Origin of the sequence: Streptomyces mashuensis, from assembly GCF_014654785.1 — a bacterium.
Classification (GTDB): Bacteria; Actinomycetota; Actinomycetes; order Streptomycetales; family Streptomycetaceae; genus Streptomyces; species Streptomyces mashuensis.
On the sequence record NZ_BNBD01000009.1, the window covers coordinates 226,509 to 242,836 of the forward strand.

The 16,328-nt window shown below is 71.8% G+C and carries 14 protein-coding genes; 10 read left to right on the forward strand and 4 right to left on the reverse strand.

All coding sequences use genetic code 11. From position 1 onward, the window contains the following. The first annotated feature begins 104 nt into the window (after nt 1–104). The 4 genes from IE305_RS21910 (at nt 105) to IE305_RS21925 (ending at nt 4,271) form a co-directional block, all read left to right on the forward strand. Nucleotides 105–1,313 carry an amidohydrolase family protein gene (locus IE305_RS21910; RefSeq protein ID WP_190131378.1) on the forward strand — a complete coding sequence of 403 codons (1,209 nt, stop codon included), beginning with the start codon at nt 105–107 and terminating at the stop codon, nt 1,311–1,313. A 7-nt stretch (nt 1,314–1,320) separates the two neighbouring features. After that, nucleotides 1,321–2,478, forward strand: a complete 1,158-nt coding sequence (locus tag IE305_RS21915) for an acyl-CoA dehydrogenase family protein (protein ID WP_190131379.1) — start codon at nt 1,321–1,323, stop codon at nt 2,476–2,478. A 7-nt stretch (nt 2,479–2,485) separates the two neighbouring features. Beyond that, entirely contained in the window at nt 2,486–3,499 is a 1,014-nt protein-coding gene (locus tag IE305_RS21920) for an acyl-CoA dehydrogenase family protein (protein ID WP_190131380.1), read from the forward strand. A gap of 265 nt (nt 3,500–3,764) precedes the next feature. Continuing rightward, nucleotides 3,765–4,271: an ATP-binding protein gene (locus IE305_RS21925; RefSeq protein WP_190131381.1), complete on the forward strand. Its 507-nt coding sequence runs from the start codon at nt 3,765–3,767 to the stop codon at nt 4,269–4,271. A gap of 234 nt (nt 4,272–4,505) precedes the next feature. On the opposite strand, the gene IE305_RS21930 is transcribed toward IE305_RS21925, so the two are convergent. Continuing rightward, nucleotides 4,506–5,432 (reverse strand): cyclase family protein, encoded by a 927-nt coding sequence (locus tag IE305_RS21930; protein ID WP_190131443.1) that lies wholly within the window; start codon nt 5,430–5,432, stop codon nt 4,506–4,508. A 121-nt stretch (nt 5,433–5,553) separates the two neighbouring features. On the opposite strand from IE305_RS21930, the gene IE305_RS21935 reads away from it, so the two are divergent. The 5 genes from IE305_RS21935 to IE305_RS21955 all read left to right on the forward strand — a co-directional run bounded on the left by IE305_RS21935 (nt 5,554) and on the right by IE305_RS21955 (nt 11,546). After that, nucleotides 5,554–6,465, forward strand: coding sequence for an SDR family oxidoreductase (locus IE305_RS21935; protein ID WP_190131382.1), 912 nt, complete (start codon nt 5,554–5,556; stop codon nt 6,463–6,465). A 47-nt stretch (nt 6,466–6,512) separates the two neighbouring features. Then, nucleotides 6,513–7,676 carry an acyl-CoA dehydrogenase family protein gene (locus IE305_RS21940; protein WP_190131383.1) on the forward strand — a complete coding sequence of 388 codons (1,164 nt, stop codon included), beginning with the start codon at nt 6,513–6,515 and terminating at the stop codon, nt 7,674–7,676. Then, nucleotides 7,673–9,136: an aldehyde dehydrogenase family protein gene (locus IE305_RS21945; protein ID WP_190131384.1), complete on the forward strand. Its 1,464-nt coding sequence runs from the start codon at nt 7,673–7,675 to the stop codon at nt 9,134–9,136. Before IE305_RS21940 ends, IE305_RS21945 begins: the two co-directional genes overlap by 4 nt. An 88-nt stretch (nt 9,137–9,224) precedes the next feature. Then, nucleotides 9,225–10,298 carry a Zn-dependent alcohol dehydrogenase gene (locus tag IE305_RS21950; RefSeq protein WP_190131385.1) on the forward strand — a complete coding sequence of 358 codons (1,074 nt, stop codon included), beginning with the start codon at nt 9,225–9,227 and terminating at the stop codon, nt 10,296–10,298. Between the two features lie 234 nt (nt 10,299–10,532). Next, entirely contained in the window at nt 10,533–11,546 is a 1,014-nt protein-coding gene (locus tag IE305_RS21955) for a hypothetical protein (protein WP_190131386.1), read from the forward strand. Nucleotides 11,547–11,602: 56 nt separating this feature from the next. Here IE305_RS21955 and IE305_RS21960 read toward each other — a convergent pair whose 3' ends face one another. The 3 genes from IE305_RS21960 to IE305_RS21970 all read right to left on the reverse strand — a co-directional run bounded on the left by IE305_RS21960 (nt 11,603) and on the right by IE305_RS21970 (nt 15,669). Then, a complete protein-coding gene (locus IE305_RS21960; protein ID WP_229891313.1) occupies nt 11,603–12,274 on the reverse strand; it encodes a flavin reductase family protein in 672 nt (223 codons plus the stop codon). Nucleotides 12,275–12,419: 145 nt separating this feature from the next. Next, a complete protein-coding gene (locus tag IE305_RS21965) occupies nt 12,420–13,319 on the reverse strand; it encodes an enoyl-CoA hydratase/isomerase family protein (RefSeq protein ID WP_190131387.1) in 900 nt (299 codons plus the stop codon). A 124-nt stretch (nt 13,320–13,443) separates the two neighbouring features. Then, nucleotides 13,444–15,669, reverse strand: coding sequence for an acetate--CoA ligase family protein (locus IE305_RS21970; RefSeq protein WP_190131388.1), 2,226 nt, complete (start codon nt 15,667–15,669; stop codon nt 13,444–13,446). A 212-nt stretch (nt 15,670–15,881) separates the two neighbouring features. On the opposite strand from IE305_RS21970, the gene IE305_RS21975 reads away from it, so the two are divergent. Beyond that, nucleotides 15,882–16,310 (forward strand): Zn-ribbon domain-containing OB-fold protein, encoded by a 429-nt coding sequence (locus IE305_RS21975; protein WP_229891332.1) that lies wholly within the window; start codon nt 15,882–15,884, stop codon nt 16,308–16,310. The last annotated feature ends 18 nt before the right edge of the window (nt 16,311–16,328 follow it).

Sequence of the window (16,328 nt, forward strand, 5' to 3'; positions counted from 1 at the left end):
GGTCCAGGGGTGCGGAGCTAGCCTGCGCACACAGCAGCGAGCTGACGTGGTGTCAGACAGCGCGTCGGCTCGGGACAGCGCTCACCGGGGACGAGGACCGCCTCATGGACCTGCCGCGCATCGTCAGCGTCGACGACCACGTGATCGAACCGGCCCACCTCTTCTCGACGTGGCTGCCGGCCCGCTACCGCGACCGTGGCCCCCGCCCCGTCACCCAAGGCATCGGACCCCTGGTGTACCAAGGCGGGAAGTACCGCTTCACCACGGACCCCGACGGGCCGCCCACGGACTGGTGGGTCTACGAGGACCTGCTCTTCCCCTACAAGCGGGTGATCGCCGCCGTGGGCTTCGACCGGGACGCGATGACGCTGGAGGGCATCACCCGGGCCGAGATGCGGCCGGGCTGCTGGGACCCGGCGGAGCGGTTGAAGGACATGGACCTCAACCACGTCGAGGCCTCGCTGTGCTTCCCGACCTTTCCGCGCTTCTGCGGCCAGACGTTCGCCGAGGCACGTGACAAGGAGGTCGCGCTGGCCTGCGTGCGGGCATACAACGACTGGATGGTCGAGGAGTGGTGCGGCGACAGCGGTGGCCGGCTGATCCCGCTGTGCCTCATTCCGCTGTGGGACGTCGAGCTGGCCGTCGCCGAGATCCACCGCAACGCCGCCCGCGGGGTGCGTGCCGTCACCTTCAGCGAACTGCCCACCCACCTCGGGCTGCCCAGCATCCACACCGGCTACTGGGACCCCTTCTTCGCCGCCTGCGCCGAGACCCGCACGGTGATCAACCTGCACATCGGTTCGTCGTCCCAGATGCCCGCCGCGTCCCCCGACGCACCCCCCGCCGTCCAGGCCACCCTCTCCTTCAACAACGCGATGGCTTCCCTGGCCGACTACCTCTTCAGCGGCGTCCTCGTCCGCCACCCGGACCTGCGCCTGGCCTACAGCGAGGGACAGATGGGCTGGATCCCCTACGCCCTGGAACGCGCCGACGACGTCTGGCGCGAGCACCGCGCCTGGGGCGGCGTGCGCGACCTGATCCCCGAACCGCCGTCGGCCTACTACTACCGCCAGGTCTACTGCTGCTTCTTCCGGGACAGGCACGGTGTCGACTCGATCGACGTCGTCGGCCGCGACAACGCCACCTTCGAGACCGACTACCCCCACGTCGACTCCACCTTCCCCCACACGCGCGAGGTCGCCCTCGACCACGTACGGGGACTCGACGAGGAGACGATCCACAAGCTGATGCGCGGCAACGCCATCCGCATGCTCGGCCTCGACCTCGACGCCACACCGCACTCCGGCGTCTGAACCGGCCATGGACCTCACCGACACCGAGGACGAGCGGGACTTCCGCCTCCGCCTGCGCGACTGGCTGCGCCGCACCCTTCCCACCCTGCCTCCACCGCCCCCGGCCCACGACTGGCCGGCACGCCGCGCCTACGACTGCGGCTGGCAGCGCGCCTTGTACGACGCGGGGTACGCGGGCCTGCACTGGCCCACCGAAGCCGGCGGACACGGCGCCACACCTGCCGTCCACCTCATCTTCCTGGAGGAGACCGAACGCGCCGGCGCGCCCTACGTCGGCGCCAACTTCGTCGGCCTGCTGCACGCCGGCCCCACCATCGCGGCCGAAGGAACCCCGGCGCAGCGGGCCCGCTGGCTGCCGGCCATCCTGCGCGGCGACGAGGTGTGGTGCCAGGGGTTCTCCGAACCCGAGGCGGGCTCCGACCTCGCCGCCCTGCGGACCTGGGCGGTGCGCGAGGACGACACCTACGTCGTCACGGGCAGCAAGATCTGGACGTCGCACGCGGAGGTCGCCGACTGGTGCGAGCTCCTCGTCCGCACCGACTCCGCCGCGCCCCGGCACAAGGGGATCTCCTGGCTCGCCATGCCGATGAGCGCCCCCGGGGTCACCGTGCGCCCCTTGAGGACGCTGGCCGGGTCGACGGAGTTCGCCGAGCTGGTCCTGGACCGGGTGTCCGTGCCGGTCGGCCACCGGGTGGGGGAGGAGAACGACGGCTGGCGCGTCAGCATGGTCACCCTCTCCTTCGAACGCGGCACCGCCTTCGCCGGCGAGGTCGTGGCCTGCCGCCGCACCCTGGCGGACATGGCACGGACGGCACGGGACAACGGCCGCTGGGACGACAGCTCGCTCCGGAGACGACTCGGCCGCCTGAACGCCCAGTTCACCGCCCTCTGGCGCATGACGCAGTGGCACGCCTGCGCCGGCGACGCGCCACGTACCGGCGCAGCCGCGGTGAGCGGGTCGGTCTTCAAACTGCTCTACTCCCACGCACGCCAGGAGCTCTACGACACCGCTGCGGACCTGCTCGGCCCTGCCGCTCTCGATGCAGGCCACCCCTGGACCGCCGCCCGCCTGTCGTCCCTCTCCTACACGATCGCCGCGGGTACGTCGCAGATCCAGCAGAACATCATCGCCGAGCGCGGGCTCGGGCTCCCCAAGGGACGGTGAGCACCCCGTGGACTTCCGGCCGACCAGCGACCAACAGGCCCTCCGCGCGACCGCGCGCCGTTTTCTGGCCGCCCGGTTCCCCCGCGATCGGTTGCGCCGCACCGTCGATGCGGACGCGGCTGCCGGCGCCGACGACCGTCTGGACCGCGGCCTGTGGCGGGCCCTCGGCGAGGCCGGCTTCTTCTCGCTGCGGCTGCCCGAGAAGGAGGGTGGCGCCGGCCTGGGGATGCCCGAGGCCGTACTCGTCTTCGAGGAGGCCGGCCGGGCGCTCGTGCCTGGCCCCATGGCCGCCACACACGTCGCGGCCGGCCTGGTGCCCGGTGCCGCCGACGGAGCCGCCGTGGTCACCGCCCTGGACGGGCCGGGCGTCGTGGAGCACCTCGCCTCCGCCGACGCGGTACTGCTGACCGGCGGTCCCACCGTGCACGTCCTGCCCGCCGGCCGCGGCCCACGCCCCGCGCCGGACCTGCCCACCACCGTGCCGCTGCGTCCGCTCGACCCCACGACGCCGCTACATCGCATCCCCGGCCCGTTGCCCGGCGACGCGGGCCAGAGGCTCACGGGTACGGACGCGCAGCAGCTCCGGTTGCACGCCACTCTGCTCACCGCCGCCCAACAGCTCGGAAGCGCGGCCAGAACGCTGGACATGGCGGTGGAGCACGCCAGGAACCGCAAGCAATTCGGCCGCCCCATCGGCGCATTCCAAGCCGTGCAGCATGTCTGTTCGCGCATGCTCGCGCGTACGGACCTCGCACGCAGTGGCGTGTATGCCGCCTCTGTGACGATGACGGTGAGTGAGGTGTCGGCAGCCAAGCTGCTGGCCGACGAGGCCGCCGTCCGTAATGCCCGCGACTGTTTGCAACTGCACGGTGGCATGGGCTTCTCCTGGGAGGCCGATGTGCACCTTCACCTGAAGCGCGCCTGGGTCAGGCGAGAACAGTGGCAGCCACCCGCCCAGGCGGAGGAGCTCCTCGCACTCGCGCTCCTCGACGACGGGGGAATTGCTCCACGGAATGTGTGAAGAGGGCCCCGTGTCCTGCTGTCCTCGATGTGGGTGAAATACCGGATCGACCAGGGAAATGGTCACTCTGTGTCGATATCGACTTGTGTTCTTCGCGTTACTCGTCACGCTGCGGAGTCGGCGTGCGGCTCGGGTACTCTCCGTGGGACGCGAAGCGCTTGGGGAAGCGGCTGAGCGTCAACCAGGCTGTCCCGGCCGGGCCTCACTTACGGTGACGCCCTCGGGGCGTGAGGCGTTGTGTCCGCCGGTTCGGATGGTGTGAGCGGTGCAGGTGCTGCAGGTGCAGATGGAGGTCGGGCCCGACCCCGCGGAAGTGGGACGGGCTCGCCGGTGGGCCCGCTCACGGCTCACCGGTACGGGCATAGGGGCCGATGAGCCGCTGGTGGAGACGCTGCTTCTGCTGGTCTCCGAATTGGTCACCAACGCCGTGGTCCACACGGGCGGCCCGGCGGTCCTCCGGATGCTGTTCCCCGGCGGCGGAGGGGCGGCCGCGGCCGGCGTCACGGCGGGGTGTCGTGGCGTCAGGGGCGGGTCGGCCCTGCGGACCGTGCGGGTGGAAGTCGCGGACGTCAGCGCCCGCCCGCCCCGTCCGCGGTGCGCGGCGCGCGGGGACACCGGCGGCCGCGGTCTCGAGCTGGTCGAGGGTCTCGCCGACCGTTGGGGCTGGCATCGGGAGGGTGCCGGAAAGCGCATCTGGTGCGAGGTCGATGGCGGAGTCTCGCTGTTGAGTGGTGCTTTTGGGCCACAACGTGCCGCGACAAACCGGGCGTAGTCGACAAAGTCCAGACCAGGTGTTGACGTGAAGTGGTCACGTGATCACCCTTGGATGCAGCGATTCGTTGCGAGGGGACGTCGAGGGGCCCGTACAGGGTCGCTTGGCGAGTTCGGGTCGCGGCCCGGCGCGATACAGGGCTCAGGCGCCGGCAGCTGGGTGGCGGCGTACGGTGCCGTGCTCGGGGCGCGCATCCTCTACGCCGCCGCCCGCAGCCCTGTTCCTGCCCGGTGCTCAGAGCACGGCGACCGGTGCCACGGGTGACCCGACCCCGCCCACGAAGGGCTCGGGCGTCGCCATGAGCAGGAAGGCGTAGCGCCCTTCGTCCGCGCACGCCCGGGACAGCTCCTCCAGGTTCCAGTTCTGGCCCTGGAGCATGCCCATCTCGACCAGGTGCAGTGCGTGGACCGGCAGCCACAGGTCCGGCACCTCGGGCGGGACGATCTCGAACGTGAGCGTGTCGTTGGCCACCGCTGCCACGTCACGGGCGTGGAACCACTCCGGAGTGCGCAGCGAGAGTCCCGGTGAGGGGTGCGCGTAGGCGTCCTTCTCGCCCGCAAGATACCGCTGGATCTGGCCGGTCCGGACGAGCACGATGTCGCCGGGCCGAATCCTTGTCCCCGCCCACTCCTCCGCCGCCTCCAGGTCCTCCGGGGTGACCGCGTGGTCGCCCGCCAGTCGGTCCGTGCCACGCGCTGCGGCCACGTCGAGGAGGACGCCACGGGAGACGACGGGACCGGTCTTCTCGACGCCGTGGAAGGAGGCTCCGTCGTGGGGTGTGATGGAGTCGGCGGGGCGGCCGTTGTAGAGCCGGCCGCCGTGGGAGACGTGGGCGAGGCCGTCCCAGTGGGTGGCTGCCTGCAGCCCCATGGTCACGATGTCGTCGCTGGTCGCGACGGTCCCGGCCCCGAACAGTTCCCTGTTGACCGCCACCATGGTGTGCAGGGGGTTGATCCGTCCGGGGATCACTCCTGTCTGCACTCCGTCGTGTCGCAGCGGCAGTGCCAGCGGTACGCGCCGGCCGGACCGGACGGTTGCGACGGCATCGCGGACGACCGCGTCGGTGATCAGGTTGAGCGTTCCCTTCTCGTCGGAGTCGCCCCATCGGCCCCAGTTGTTGACGCGTCCGGCCAGGTCGTGGAACTCGGTGGGCAACGACATGCACCCCTCCAGATCGTTCGGTCCCATGAGGTGGTTCTCGTGACGTCGGCAGGTCTTGTGCTCCGGCCCGCCGGGGCCAAGAATCTAACGACTCGTCAGATTCTGCGGGAGGGGGCCGACCGTGGCGGACTTCTTGACGGGCAAAGTGGTCGCCGTCACCGGCGCCGGGCGGGGTATCGGCAGGGCCGTGGCACTGGCCTGCGCCGCCGAAGGGGCCGCGGTCGTCGTCAACGACTACGGCGTGTCCGTGGCCGGGGACGAACCGGCCAGTGAAGTTGCTGCCGCCGTGGCCAAGGAGATCGAAGCCGCGGGCGGCAGGGCGACGGCCGTCGCCGACGACGTGTCCACCATGGCCGCCGGCCGGCGCATCGTCGACACCGCCCTGGCGCACTTCGGCAGGCTGGACGGAGTCGTCTGCGCCGCCGGCATCCTCCGTGAGCGCATGCTCTTCAACATGACCGAGGAAGAATGGGACCCGGTCCTCGCCACCCACCTCAAGGGGACCTTCACCGTCTTCCGGGCCGCTGCCGCCGTGATGCGCCGGCAGGGATACGGCGCACTCATCGGTTTCACCAGCGGCAACCACCAGGGCAGCGTCGCCCAGGCCAATTACGCGGCCGCCAAGGGCGGAATCATTTCGCTGGTCCGGAGCGCGGCGCTCGGCCTGCACAAGTACGGCGTCACGGCCAACTGCGTCGCCCCCGTGGCCCGCACCCGCATGTCCGCCGGCGTTCCCATGGAGCTCACCGGCATCGGCGAACCGGAGGACGTGGCGCCCCTGGTCGTCTACCTGCTCAGCGACCGGGCCCGAGCCGAAGGCATCACGGGGCAGGTCTACACCGCCGCCGGCCGCCGCATCGCCCTGTGGGCCCAGCCCCGCGAAATCCGCGCGGTCTGTGCGGAGACGCCCTGGACACCCGACCGCATCGCCGACCTCCTGCCACGCGCCGTCGGCACCGACCCGATGCCCCTGCTGGAGCAGGTGCAGGCCATGGCCGAGGCCGCCGCCGAAGGCCGGCGCCCCAACGCCTGACCGAGGACGGCACACACCGCAGGGCCCGAGAACAGGGGGAGCACGTCATGGACTTCGCCTTCGGTCCCGAGGACGAGGAGCTCCGCCGGGAGGCCCGCACGTGGCTCGTTGCCCACGCTCCACCCACCTCGTCGCCGGTGGGAGACCGCGCGTGGGAACGCGAGCTCGCCGACGGCGGCTGGATCGGCCTGGGCTGGGACCCGGCCAGGGGCACCTACGGCAACCGGACCACCACCCTGACCGGCCAGGTCGTCTGGGCCGAGGAGTACGCCCGCGCCGAGGCGCCCGCCCGCCTCGGCCACTTCGGCGAGAACCTCCTGGCGCCCACCCTGCTCGCCGACGGCGACGACGACCAGTGCGCCCGCTTCCTGCCGCCGATCGCACGTGGCGAGGAGATGTGGTGCCAGGGCTACAGCGAACCCGGCGCGGGGTCCGACCTCGCCGCGCTGCGGACCGCCGCCGTCCGCACCGACGGGGGCCGTACCTACCGCGTCACCGGCCAGAAGATCTGGACGTCCCACGCCCATCAGGCGGACTGGTGTTTCGTGCTCGCCCGGACCACCCAGGGCTCACGACGGCACCACGGTCTCTCCTTTCTCCTCGTACCGATGGACCAGCCCGGCCGGATCGAGGTCCGGCCGATACGCCAGATGTGGGGCACCGCCGACTTCAACGAAGTGTTCTTCGACGGCGCCGTCGCGCGCGCGGACCACGTGGTGGGCGGTGAGGGCAACGGGTGGCGCGTGGCCATGGGCCTTCTGGCCCGCGAGCGCGGGGTGTCCACCCTGGGGCAGCAGGCACGCTTCGCCGTCGAGCTCGCCGAGGTCGTCCGCATCGCTGTGCAGACCGGTGCCGCAGAGGAGCCGGCGGTACGGGACCGGCTCGTACGGCAATGGGCCGACCTGCAGACCATGCGCTGGAATTCCCTCCGCGCCCTCGGGCAGGCGGGTGACCCGGGGGCGCCCAGCGCCGCGAAGCTGCTGTGGAGCGGCTGGCACAAGCAGCTCGGTGAACTGGCGATGCGCGTGCGCGGCACGCCCGCCGCCCTGGGACCGGACGACTGGCGCCCCGACGGCCCGTACCGCCTGGACGCACTGCAACGCCTGTTCCTCTTCAGCCGGGCCGACACGATCTACGGCGGCTCGGACGAGATCCAGCGCGACATCATCGCCGAGCGCGTGCTCGGCCTGCCGAAGGAGGCCCGGCCATGACGGCGTACGGCCACTGGATCGCCGGCGCCTGGCGCACGCCGGAAAAGGGGCACTATCCAGTTGTCAATCCGGCGACCGAACAGGTCGTCGGGGAGGCTCCGGAGTCGGCTCCCACCGACATCGCCGACGCCGTCACCTCCGCACGGGCCGCGCAGAGCGGCTGGTCCCGTACACCTCCGCGCGAGCGCGCGGCCGTGCTGGACCGGATCGCTGACGTACTCGCCGAGCGGGGCCGCGACCTCACTCCGCTGCTCCAGGCCGAAACAGGCGCCACGACACGCGTCACATCCACCCTCCAGTGGCCCACGGCGGTGGACCGCTTCCGCCGCTACGCGCGGGGCGCGACGGAAGCGGACGTCATCCCCCTCGCCCCCCGGCCTGTGAGGGCGAGCCCGCTGGCACCCGGCGGCCTGATCGGCGCAGCCGCGGTGCGCCGTCCCGTGGGCGTGGTCGGCTGCATCACCTCCTACAACTTTCCCGTCGTGAATCTCGCGGGCAAGGTCGCCCCCGCCCTGGCCATGGGAAACGCGGTCGTCGTCAAACCGGCACCGCAGGACCCCCTTTGCTGTCTCGAACTCGGTCCCCTCTTCCGGGAGGCCGGCCTCCCGGACGGGGTGTTCAACGTGGTCACCGGCTCAGGGGCGGAAGCGGGACAGGCACTCGTGGCCCACCCCGGCGTCGACATGATCAGCTTCACCGGTTCAACGGCCGTGGGCAGACAGATCGCCGAGTCCGCGGGGAGGTCGATGAAGCGCACCCTGCTCGAACTGGGCGGCAAGGGCGCTGCCGTCGTCCTGGGGGATGCCGACGACGAAGCAATCACGTCGGCGATCGGGGCGGTCGGTTCGGTCTGGTCGTTCCACAGCGGTCAGGTCTGCACGGCCCCGACCCGCGTGCTCGTACACCGGCCGTTGTACGAACGGGTCGTCACCGGCCTCCAACATTACGCTCAGTCACTGACATTGGGCGACCCTGTGGAAAACTCCACGATCATGGGCCCGCTGATCTCCGCCGCTCAGCGGGACCGCGTGGAGGCCCACGTGGCGCGGGCCCGCGCCGAGGGCGCCCGAGTCGTCGCCGGCGGCACCCGGCCCGACCTGCGGCCCGGCTTCTACGCAGCGCCCACGCTCCTCGCCGACGTCACCCCCGGCATGGCCGCCGCGCGGGAGGAAATCTTCGGGCCGGTCGTCGTGGCCCTGGCCTTCGACGACGAGGACGAGGCCGCCGAGATCGCCAACAGCACTCCCTACGGCCTCTACGACTACGTCTTCGGCGCCGACACCGCCCGCGCCTGGGCCTTCGCCGCCCGGCTCCGCAGCGGAAACGTGGGCATCAACACCGTCCAGCGGCACCCCGAGGCACCTTTCGGCGGCTTCAAGCACAGCGGGACCGGCCGCGACGGAGGCTCCTTCGCCCTCCACGCCTACAGCGAAGTGCAGTCACTCGTCTGGTCGTCCTGATGCCGCCGTCGGCCGCCCGCCCCGCGAACCGCCGCCCGCCGGGCCCCGCTCGTCGTCGGCCCGGCCACTCCGGGAGAGGACAAAGCCCATGAAAGGTGTCATTTTCGACGGCAGGCAGGCCGAGGTCGTCGACGACCTCGACATACGCGCCCCCGGACCGGGTGAGGTCCTGGTGGCCGTCACCGCCGCCGGACTGTGCCACAGCGACCTCTCGGTCATCGAGGGCACCATCCCTCACCCCGTTCCTGTGGTCCTCGGCCACGAGGGGGCCGGCATCGTCGAGGCCACGGGTTCCGGCGTCACCCACATCCGCCCCGGTGATCACGTAGCCCTCTCCACCCTCGCCAGCTGTGGATTGTGTGCCGACTGTGCCCGGGGCCGGCCCGGCATGTGCCGCGCCGCCAGCAGCAGACCGGGTCGCCCGTTCACCCGCCGCGGCACGGAACTCTTCCAGTTCGCGGCCACCTCCGCCTTCGCCGAACGCGTCGTCGTGAAGGCAGTGCAGGCCGTACGGCTCCCGCAGGACATCCCGCCGGCCTCGGCCGCGCTGCTCGGCTGCTCCGTCCTGACCGGCGTCGGCGCCGTACTGAACCGGGCGCGCGTGAGCCACGGCGACACCGTCCTCGTCCTCGGCGCGGGCGGCGTGGGGCTCAACGTCGTCCAGGGCGCGCGCATCGCCGGGGCGTCCGTCGTCGTCGCCGTCGACAGCAACGGAGCCAAGGCCGACCAGGCCCGCCGCTTCGGAGCCACACATTTCGTCGACGCGTCGAACGGCACCGATGTCGTCTCCGCCGTCCGGGAGATCCTGCCCAAGGGCGCGGACCACGCGTTCGAGTGCGTGGGAGACACCCGGCTCGTCCGCCTGGCCGTCGACCTGCTCGCGCGGCACGGGCAGGCGGTCCTCCTCGGCGTACCGCCCGCCGCCGCCGAGGCGTCCTTCCGCGTGACCTCCCTCTATCTCGACAAGTCGATACTCGGCTGCCGGTACGGGTCCTCGCGGCCGCAGCGGGACCTCGCGTTGTACGCACGGCTCTATCAGGAGGGACGTCTCCTCCTCGACGAGCTGGTCGCCGAGGTCCTCCCCGTCGAGGACTTCGCCCACGCGGTGCGACGGGCGGACAACCCGGGGGCGGCTCGGTGCGTCCTGTCCTTCACGAAGTGAACCGCTTCCTCCGCATGTGATCCCCCGCGGGGTCTTGCGCTGTTCGTCGTCCCCATGTGGGGTTGGCTCACGGCCGGCGGACCCGGGTAAGCACCCTTATTCCGGTGAAGTGGGACTATTCGGTAAAAATAGTGCGCCGGGTGGCCGACACCCGGCGCACGGTGGTGCGTCGGGGCCTCTCACAACGGAACCTCCCGGGCTGTGGGGGAATCTTTCATGCAGAGAGGGGCGGATATGACTCAGCAGGCCGAGCCGCACGCCATATCGGACGACACGACCGGTGTCGCACCCCGGCGCGCCGACGGGACGACGCGGCACGTCATACGCCACGACGGCTTCGGTGCCGCGTTCTGCGCGTCCATGGCGGCCCTGTCCGCCGAAGTCGTGATCGCCGGCACAGCCGGCGTGCTCTTCCTGCTCTCCCGCGAGCACGACGGCATCCCCAAGAGCATCCTTCCTGCCGCCCTGGCCACCCTCGGCGGTCTGCTGCTGACCGTGCTCCTCAGCGGTTTCGTCACCGCGGCCGCCGTCATGCCCGCACTCTCACTGGCGCGCCGCGAGGCCCGCCGCCGAAGCCGGAAGGAGACCGCGCTGTGGACGGCCGGGGCCGTACCCGTGGTCTCGGCCGCGGCCGTGGTCGTCTTCGGCACGGTGGCGGCACTCGGCAGCTTCTCGTTCGCCCGGCCGCTGAGCTACCTCATCTGGTGGGCCGCCCTCACCGTCGGCCTGTTGCCGGCGACGCTGGCCGCCTGGTCCGCGGCCCGGCGCTTCCATGAGGCGCGTGCCGGAAGCGTGGCCCGCAGGGTCTCACGCGACGGCGCGCTCGCCTGGCTGGTCATCGGCGCGGTGGGCGCGGCCGCGTACGGCACCGGGCTGGTCAAGGTGTACGAGCCGCCCAGGCTGACCAAATCCGACCTGGCCGGCGTCTGGACGGACGGCCGCGGCGGCACGGTCACCCTGGACAACGACGGCATGGCGGTCGCGGCGGGCCTGGACAACTTCGTCTGGGACGGGACGGGCAAGGACCGGCCCAAGGACTGCGACGGCTCCGGCACCTGGGCACCGATGAAGGACGGCGGACGGGTTCAGGGCGTCTCCCTGCGCATCACCTCCTGCGAGCTCACCCGTGACTGGAGCCTCATCGGCACGGAGAAGGAACCGCGGATCTTCCATGAGATCGGCAAGCCCGGCTCCGGCAAGCGCTACGTGCTGACGAAGATCGTCAAGCACCACAAGCACAAGAAATGAGGCAGGCGCCGAGCACCGGCTCGTCGTCCCCTTCTCGACCTCGCTCGCCCACCTCTTCACCCCTTGTACGTTCCGAACGCGTCGAACGTTCCGAAGGTGCCACGGTGAAAGAGCAAAGGACCGGCGCTCGCCGCCTCCTCGTCCGCGCCCAGTGCTTCCACACGCCCCACGACGATGAGGTGGTCACCTCCCGTGTGGACGGCGTGCACGGTGCAGTCGACCCAGGCCGGAACGCCGTCGAGGCGCGGTGAACCCGTCGCGGGCGCCGGCTCGTGGACCACTCCCGCGAACTTGTCGGCCCGTACCGAGGCGCTGACGGCGAAGCGGCGGCACAGCTCACCCTGGCCGGAACCCAGGACGTTGACGCAGAAGACCCCGGCGCGGGCGATGCGCGGCCAGGTCGCCGACGCCCGCCCGATCATGAAGACGACCAGGGGCGGATCCAGGGAGAGGGAGGAGAAGGCCTGGCAGACGAAGCCGGCCGGAGGCTCGTCGTCCTTTGCCGGGGCGGTGATCACTGTGACTCCGCCGGCGAAGTGGCCGAGGACGTTCCGGAACTCCCCGGGTGAGGGCGGAGGACGTTCGTCCGCTCCGACGGCGCGGAGCACGCGGCGGTACGGGCCGGCCCCGGCCCCGGGCTCGTACGCGGACGGTGCCGCGGCCGCTCGGGAGCCGGCCTCCCGCAGGTGGCGCAGGGCGACGGTCGCCATTCCGGCGTGTCCCATCATGGGAACCCATTGAATCCGAAGTGACTGCGGCCCGGAAGGGTTTGGCCCCCGGCCGCGCCCGGGCTGCCGCACCTCACCCGCGGCGCCTTGCCACGGCGCCCGTCCCGCCGTGCCGCTCGCGCCGCGCGTCTCGCACCATGCCCCCTCAGCACCCCCGGAACTCCGGCGGCCTCCGCTCGACGAAGGCGGCAATGCCCTCCGCCGCGTCCGCCGTCGCAGCGTTGATCTCCTGGGCCGCTGCCTCGGCGGCGAAGGCGGGGGCACGGCCGACGTCGAGCGAGGCGTTCACCAGCTGTTTCGTCAGGCTCAGCGCTTGCGTGGGGCCGTTGGCGAGGCGCTGCGCCCACGCCCGCGCGGCCGTGGGCAGCTCCTCGTCGGGGACGACCCGGTTGACGAGGCCGAAACGTTCCGCTTCGGCTGCGCCGAGAGCATCGCCGAAGAACATCAGTTCCTTTGCTCTCCGGGGCCCCACCAGTCGCGGCAGAAGGTACGTGCCGCCGCCGTCGGGCACGAGGCCGCGGCGTACGAACACCTCGGTGAAGCGGGCGGATTCGGCGGCCAGGACCAGGTCGCAGGCCCAGGCCAGATGCGCGCCGAGCCCGGCGGCCACGCCGTTCACCGCGGCGATCACGGGCTTCTCGCAGTCCAGCACGGCGCTGATCAACCGCTGCGCGCCCAGCTTGATCAGCCGGGCGACCTCACCCGGCGGGCGAGCGGCGACGGCCTGCGAGGCGGGGGCCGTCCGCAGGTCGGCACCGGCGCAGAAACCTTTGCCCGCACCCGTGAGGACGACGGCGCGGACGGCGTGGTCGGCGGAGGCGCGAGAAAACAGGGAAATCAATGAATCGCGCTGGTCAGGGGCGAGGGCGTTGAGGACACGAGGCCGGTTGAGCGTGATCCAGGCCACCCCGTTGTCAGTGGCGTGGAGTATCCATGAGTCAGTGGGCCGGGAAGGCGTGGCGGCATCGTCGCGCTCTTCGGTTCCGGCTTGTCCGTCGTGCCCGCCGGATTCGGTGGGCGAGGACTCACGGGGGGAGAAGTTCATGGGAGGGCTCCTTGTCCTACGGTCCGGCCGGCACGGCCGGGCCGGGCCGCGCGCCGTGCCTGCCGGGCGCGGTTGCTTGCTGCGGGTGCGCGCGGGGCCCGGCGTGCCCGGGACGACCGTCGGGTCAGCGGCAGACGGCCAGTGCGTCGAGGGCCACGGCGCCTTGGCCGCGTTCGAGGACGACCAGCGGGTTGATGTCGAGTTCGGCGAGGCCGTCCCCGAGTTCCAGCGCCAGACGCTGGACGCGCAGCACGGTCTCCACGAGGGCGTCCACGTCGGCCGGGGGAGTCCCCCGTACGCCGTGGAGGAGCGCGCGGCCGCGCAGTTCGCCGATCATTGCGCGGGCGTGGTCCTCGCCGAAGGGCGGCACGCGCACGGCGGTGTCGTTCAGCACCTCGACCAGGACGCCGCCCAGGCCCACGGTCACGGTGGGGCCGAAGAGGGCGTCGTGCGTGATGCCCACGGCCATCTCGACGCCCCGCTCGACCAGCTGGCAGACGAGAATGCCGTCCAGCACCAGCCCTTCGTAGCGGGCGGTGTCGGTCAGCTCCCGGTACGTGTCGCGGACCTGGCTGGCGGAGGTGAGACCGATCCTCACCAGGCCGAGGTCGGACTTGTGGCCCAGCCTGGGGCCCGACGCCTTCATGACGACCGGGTAGCCGATCTGCCCCGCCGCCCGGACGGCCGCGGCCGCGCTCGTCACAAGGTGCTCGCGGGGCACGCGTATGCCGTACGCGCGCAGCAGCTGTTTTGCCGCGTGCTCGCTCAGCTGCTCGCCGGGCTGCAGCAGTGCCTTGGCCTTGCCTGCGGAAGGGGACGGGGTGCGCGGGGCGTGGTCGAAGGGCGACTGGTAGCTGCTGACGAAGCGGTGGTGACCCAGGTAGGCGCGCAGGGCGGTGATGCAGTTGGCGAACGTACGGAAGGTCGCGACGCGCGAGGAACCCAGGAGGGTCGTGCGATAGGCGTCCTCGGTACCTGCCGGGGAGCCCCAGATGACGCACACCAGCTTCTCGGTCCGCTCGGCCGCCTCGACGAGGTCCTGGACGAGTCTGTCGCTCAGCGGCGGGAACGGGCCCGTGACCGGGCAGACCAGGACGCCGACGGACGGGTCCGCGAGCAGCGCGTCGATGATCTTCCGCCCACGGTGGTCGCCGACGGGGTGCCCGCCGCAGTCGACGGGGTTCGCGACGCTCAGGTAGTCCGGTATCCACTGGTGGAGCTCGGCCTGTTTGGCGCGCGAGAGGACGGGCAGCTCCAGGCCCGCGGCCGTGGCGAGGTCCGCGAAGTGCGCGCCCGTGCCGCCCGAGATCGAATACACGGCGATGCCGGTGGCCCGGGGCGGGCGGGCCCGCGCCAGCAGGGCGGCGGTGTCCTGCAGCTCGTCCAGGCCGTCCACGCGGATGACGCCGAACTGGCGCATGACCGCGTCCACCACGTCGTCCGCGCCGGTCAGTTTGCCGGTGTGTGACGCGGCGGTACGGCTGCCGGTCGCCGTCCGGCCGACCTTCACCGCGACGACCGGCACGCGCCGGCGGGCGGCGTGGTCGGCGGCGAGGAGGAAGACGCGACCGTCCCGGATGCCTTCCAGGTACGCGGCGACGGCGCCCACCTCCGGCTGGTCGGCGAAGTAGGAGATGAAGTCGGAGCACTCCAGGTCGGCCTCGTTTCCGGTGGGCGCCCAGTGGGACACGCGGATGCCCAGTTCCTGCAGGGCGAACAGGGGGCGGCCCTGGTGGCCGGACTGGGTGACCAGGGCGATGGAGGGCCCGGTGAGGTCGTCGCGGAACTGCTCGAAGGCGTTCAGGTTCGTGTTCGGGCCCAGCAGGCGTATGCCCGCCCGCTGTGCGGCGTCGACGAGCCGGGTCTGGGCCTGCGCGCCCGCAGGGCCGGTTTCGGCGAAGCCGGAGGCGAAGGCGACGGCGAAGCGGACGGTCCGGTCGGCGAGTTCCTCGATGACGGGGAGCGGGTCACCGACGAGCAGGACGGCGAGATCGATGTCGTCGGGCAGGTCGTGGACCGAGGGATGGCAGGGGAGGCCGTAGACGGTGGTACGGGTGGGGTGCACGGGGTGGAGTGCTGCGCCGACGTGGTCGGCCCAGGCGACGAGCCGCCGGGTGATCCCGGCGTTGGGGCGGCCCTCGGTCTCCGAGGCGCCGATGACCGCGACGGTTCCGGGGCGGAAGAACCGGTCGAGGTCCGGCACCTCGCGGTGCAGGGGGCGGCCGCTGACGTCCACGTCCCCCGCCGGGCCGGCCGGGCCGGGGAAGACGGGTCCGGGGCTGTCGCCACAGGCCACCACGCGGGACGGACGGGAGGTGGTGGTGAGGGTGCCACGTGTCGATCCGAGCATCGCCCACTCCTGCTCGCTGGCCAACAGGCTGACGTTGAGTCAGATTAGCGATCTGACAACCTGTCAGGAAGGATTCGAGCCGCAGAGCGACGGTCGGTACGCATGGGAGGTGCGTCTCCTTGGCGGAAGCGAGGCACAGGGAAGAGGGGCGCAGAGAAGAGGAGCGCAGGGGGGAGAGGCGTACGGAGGAGCGGCGTTTCGACGTCCCGGAGGTGGACGACTTCACCCGGCCCTACTGGGAGGCCGCAGCCGCCTGCCGGCTGCTGGTACGGCGCTGTCGCGCGCCCGGGTGCGGGCGGGCGCACCACTACCCGCGGGCCTTCTGCCCCCGCTGCTGGAGCACGGACGTCGTGTGGGAGGAGGTGAGCGGCCGGGCCCGGCTCTACACCTGGTCCGTGGTCCATGTGAACGACCTGCCGCCCTTCGGGACCCGGTTGCCCTACACGGCCGCCGTGGTGGATCTCGACGAAGGTCCGCGCATGACGAGCGAGGTGGTCGACTGCCCGGAGGGGCGGCTGCGGGTCGGTATGCCGCTCGTCGTGGCCTTCCGGGAGGATGTGGAGGCGGGGATCTCCGTGCCGGTGTTCCGGCCGGCGGAACGGCCGGTGGACGGGCAGGGAGGCGCCTCGGCGGACGGGTGAGCGCACCGCGGGATGCCG

Excerpts from the sequence above, each read along its gene's own strand:
- IE305_RS21930 (WP_190131443.1), bottom strand. The coding sequence starts at position 5,432 with ATGTCGTTGCCCACCGAGTTCCACGACCTGGCCGGACGCGTCAACAAC.
- IE305_RS21965 (WP_190131387.1), bottom strand. The coding sequence starts at position 13,319 with ATGAACTTCTCCCCCCGTGAGTCCTCGCCCACCGAATCCGGCGGGCAC.
- IE305_RS21950 (WP_190131385.1), top strand. The coding sequence starts at position 9,225 with ATGAAAGGTGTCATTTTCGACGGCAGGCAGGCCGAGGTCGTCGACGAC.
- IE305_RS21910 (WP_190131378.1), top strand. The coding sequence starts at position 105 with ATGGACCTGCCGCGCATCGTCAGCGTCGACGACCACGTGATCGAACCG.
- IE305_RS21945 (WP_190131384.1), top strand. The coding sequence starts at position 7,673 with ATGACGGCGTACGGCCACTGGATCGCCGGCGCCTGGCGCACGCCGGAA.
- IE305_RS21970 (WP_190131388.1), bottom strand. The coding sequence starts at position 15,669 with ATGCTCGGATCGACACGTGGCACCCTCACCACCACCTCCCGTCCGTCC.
- IE305_RS21960 (WP_229891313.1), bottom strand. The coding sequence starts at position 12,274 with ATGATGGGACACGCCGGAATGGCGACCGTCGCCCTGCGCCACCTGCGG.
- IE305_RS21955 (WP_190131386.1), top strand. The coding sequence starts at position 10,533 with ATGACTCAGCAGGCCGAGCCGCACGCCATATCGGACGACACGACCGGT.
- IE305_RS21940 (WP_190131383.1), top strand. The coding sequence starts at position 6,513 with ATGGACTTCGCCTTCGGTCCCGAGGACGAGGAGCTCCGCCGGGAGGCC.
- IE305_RS21915 (WP_190131379.1), top strand. The coding sequence starts at position 1,321 with ATGGACCTCACCGACACCGAGGACGAGCGGGACTTCCGCCTCCGCCTG.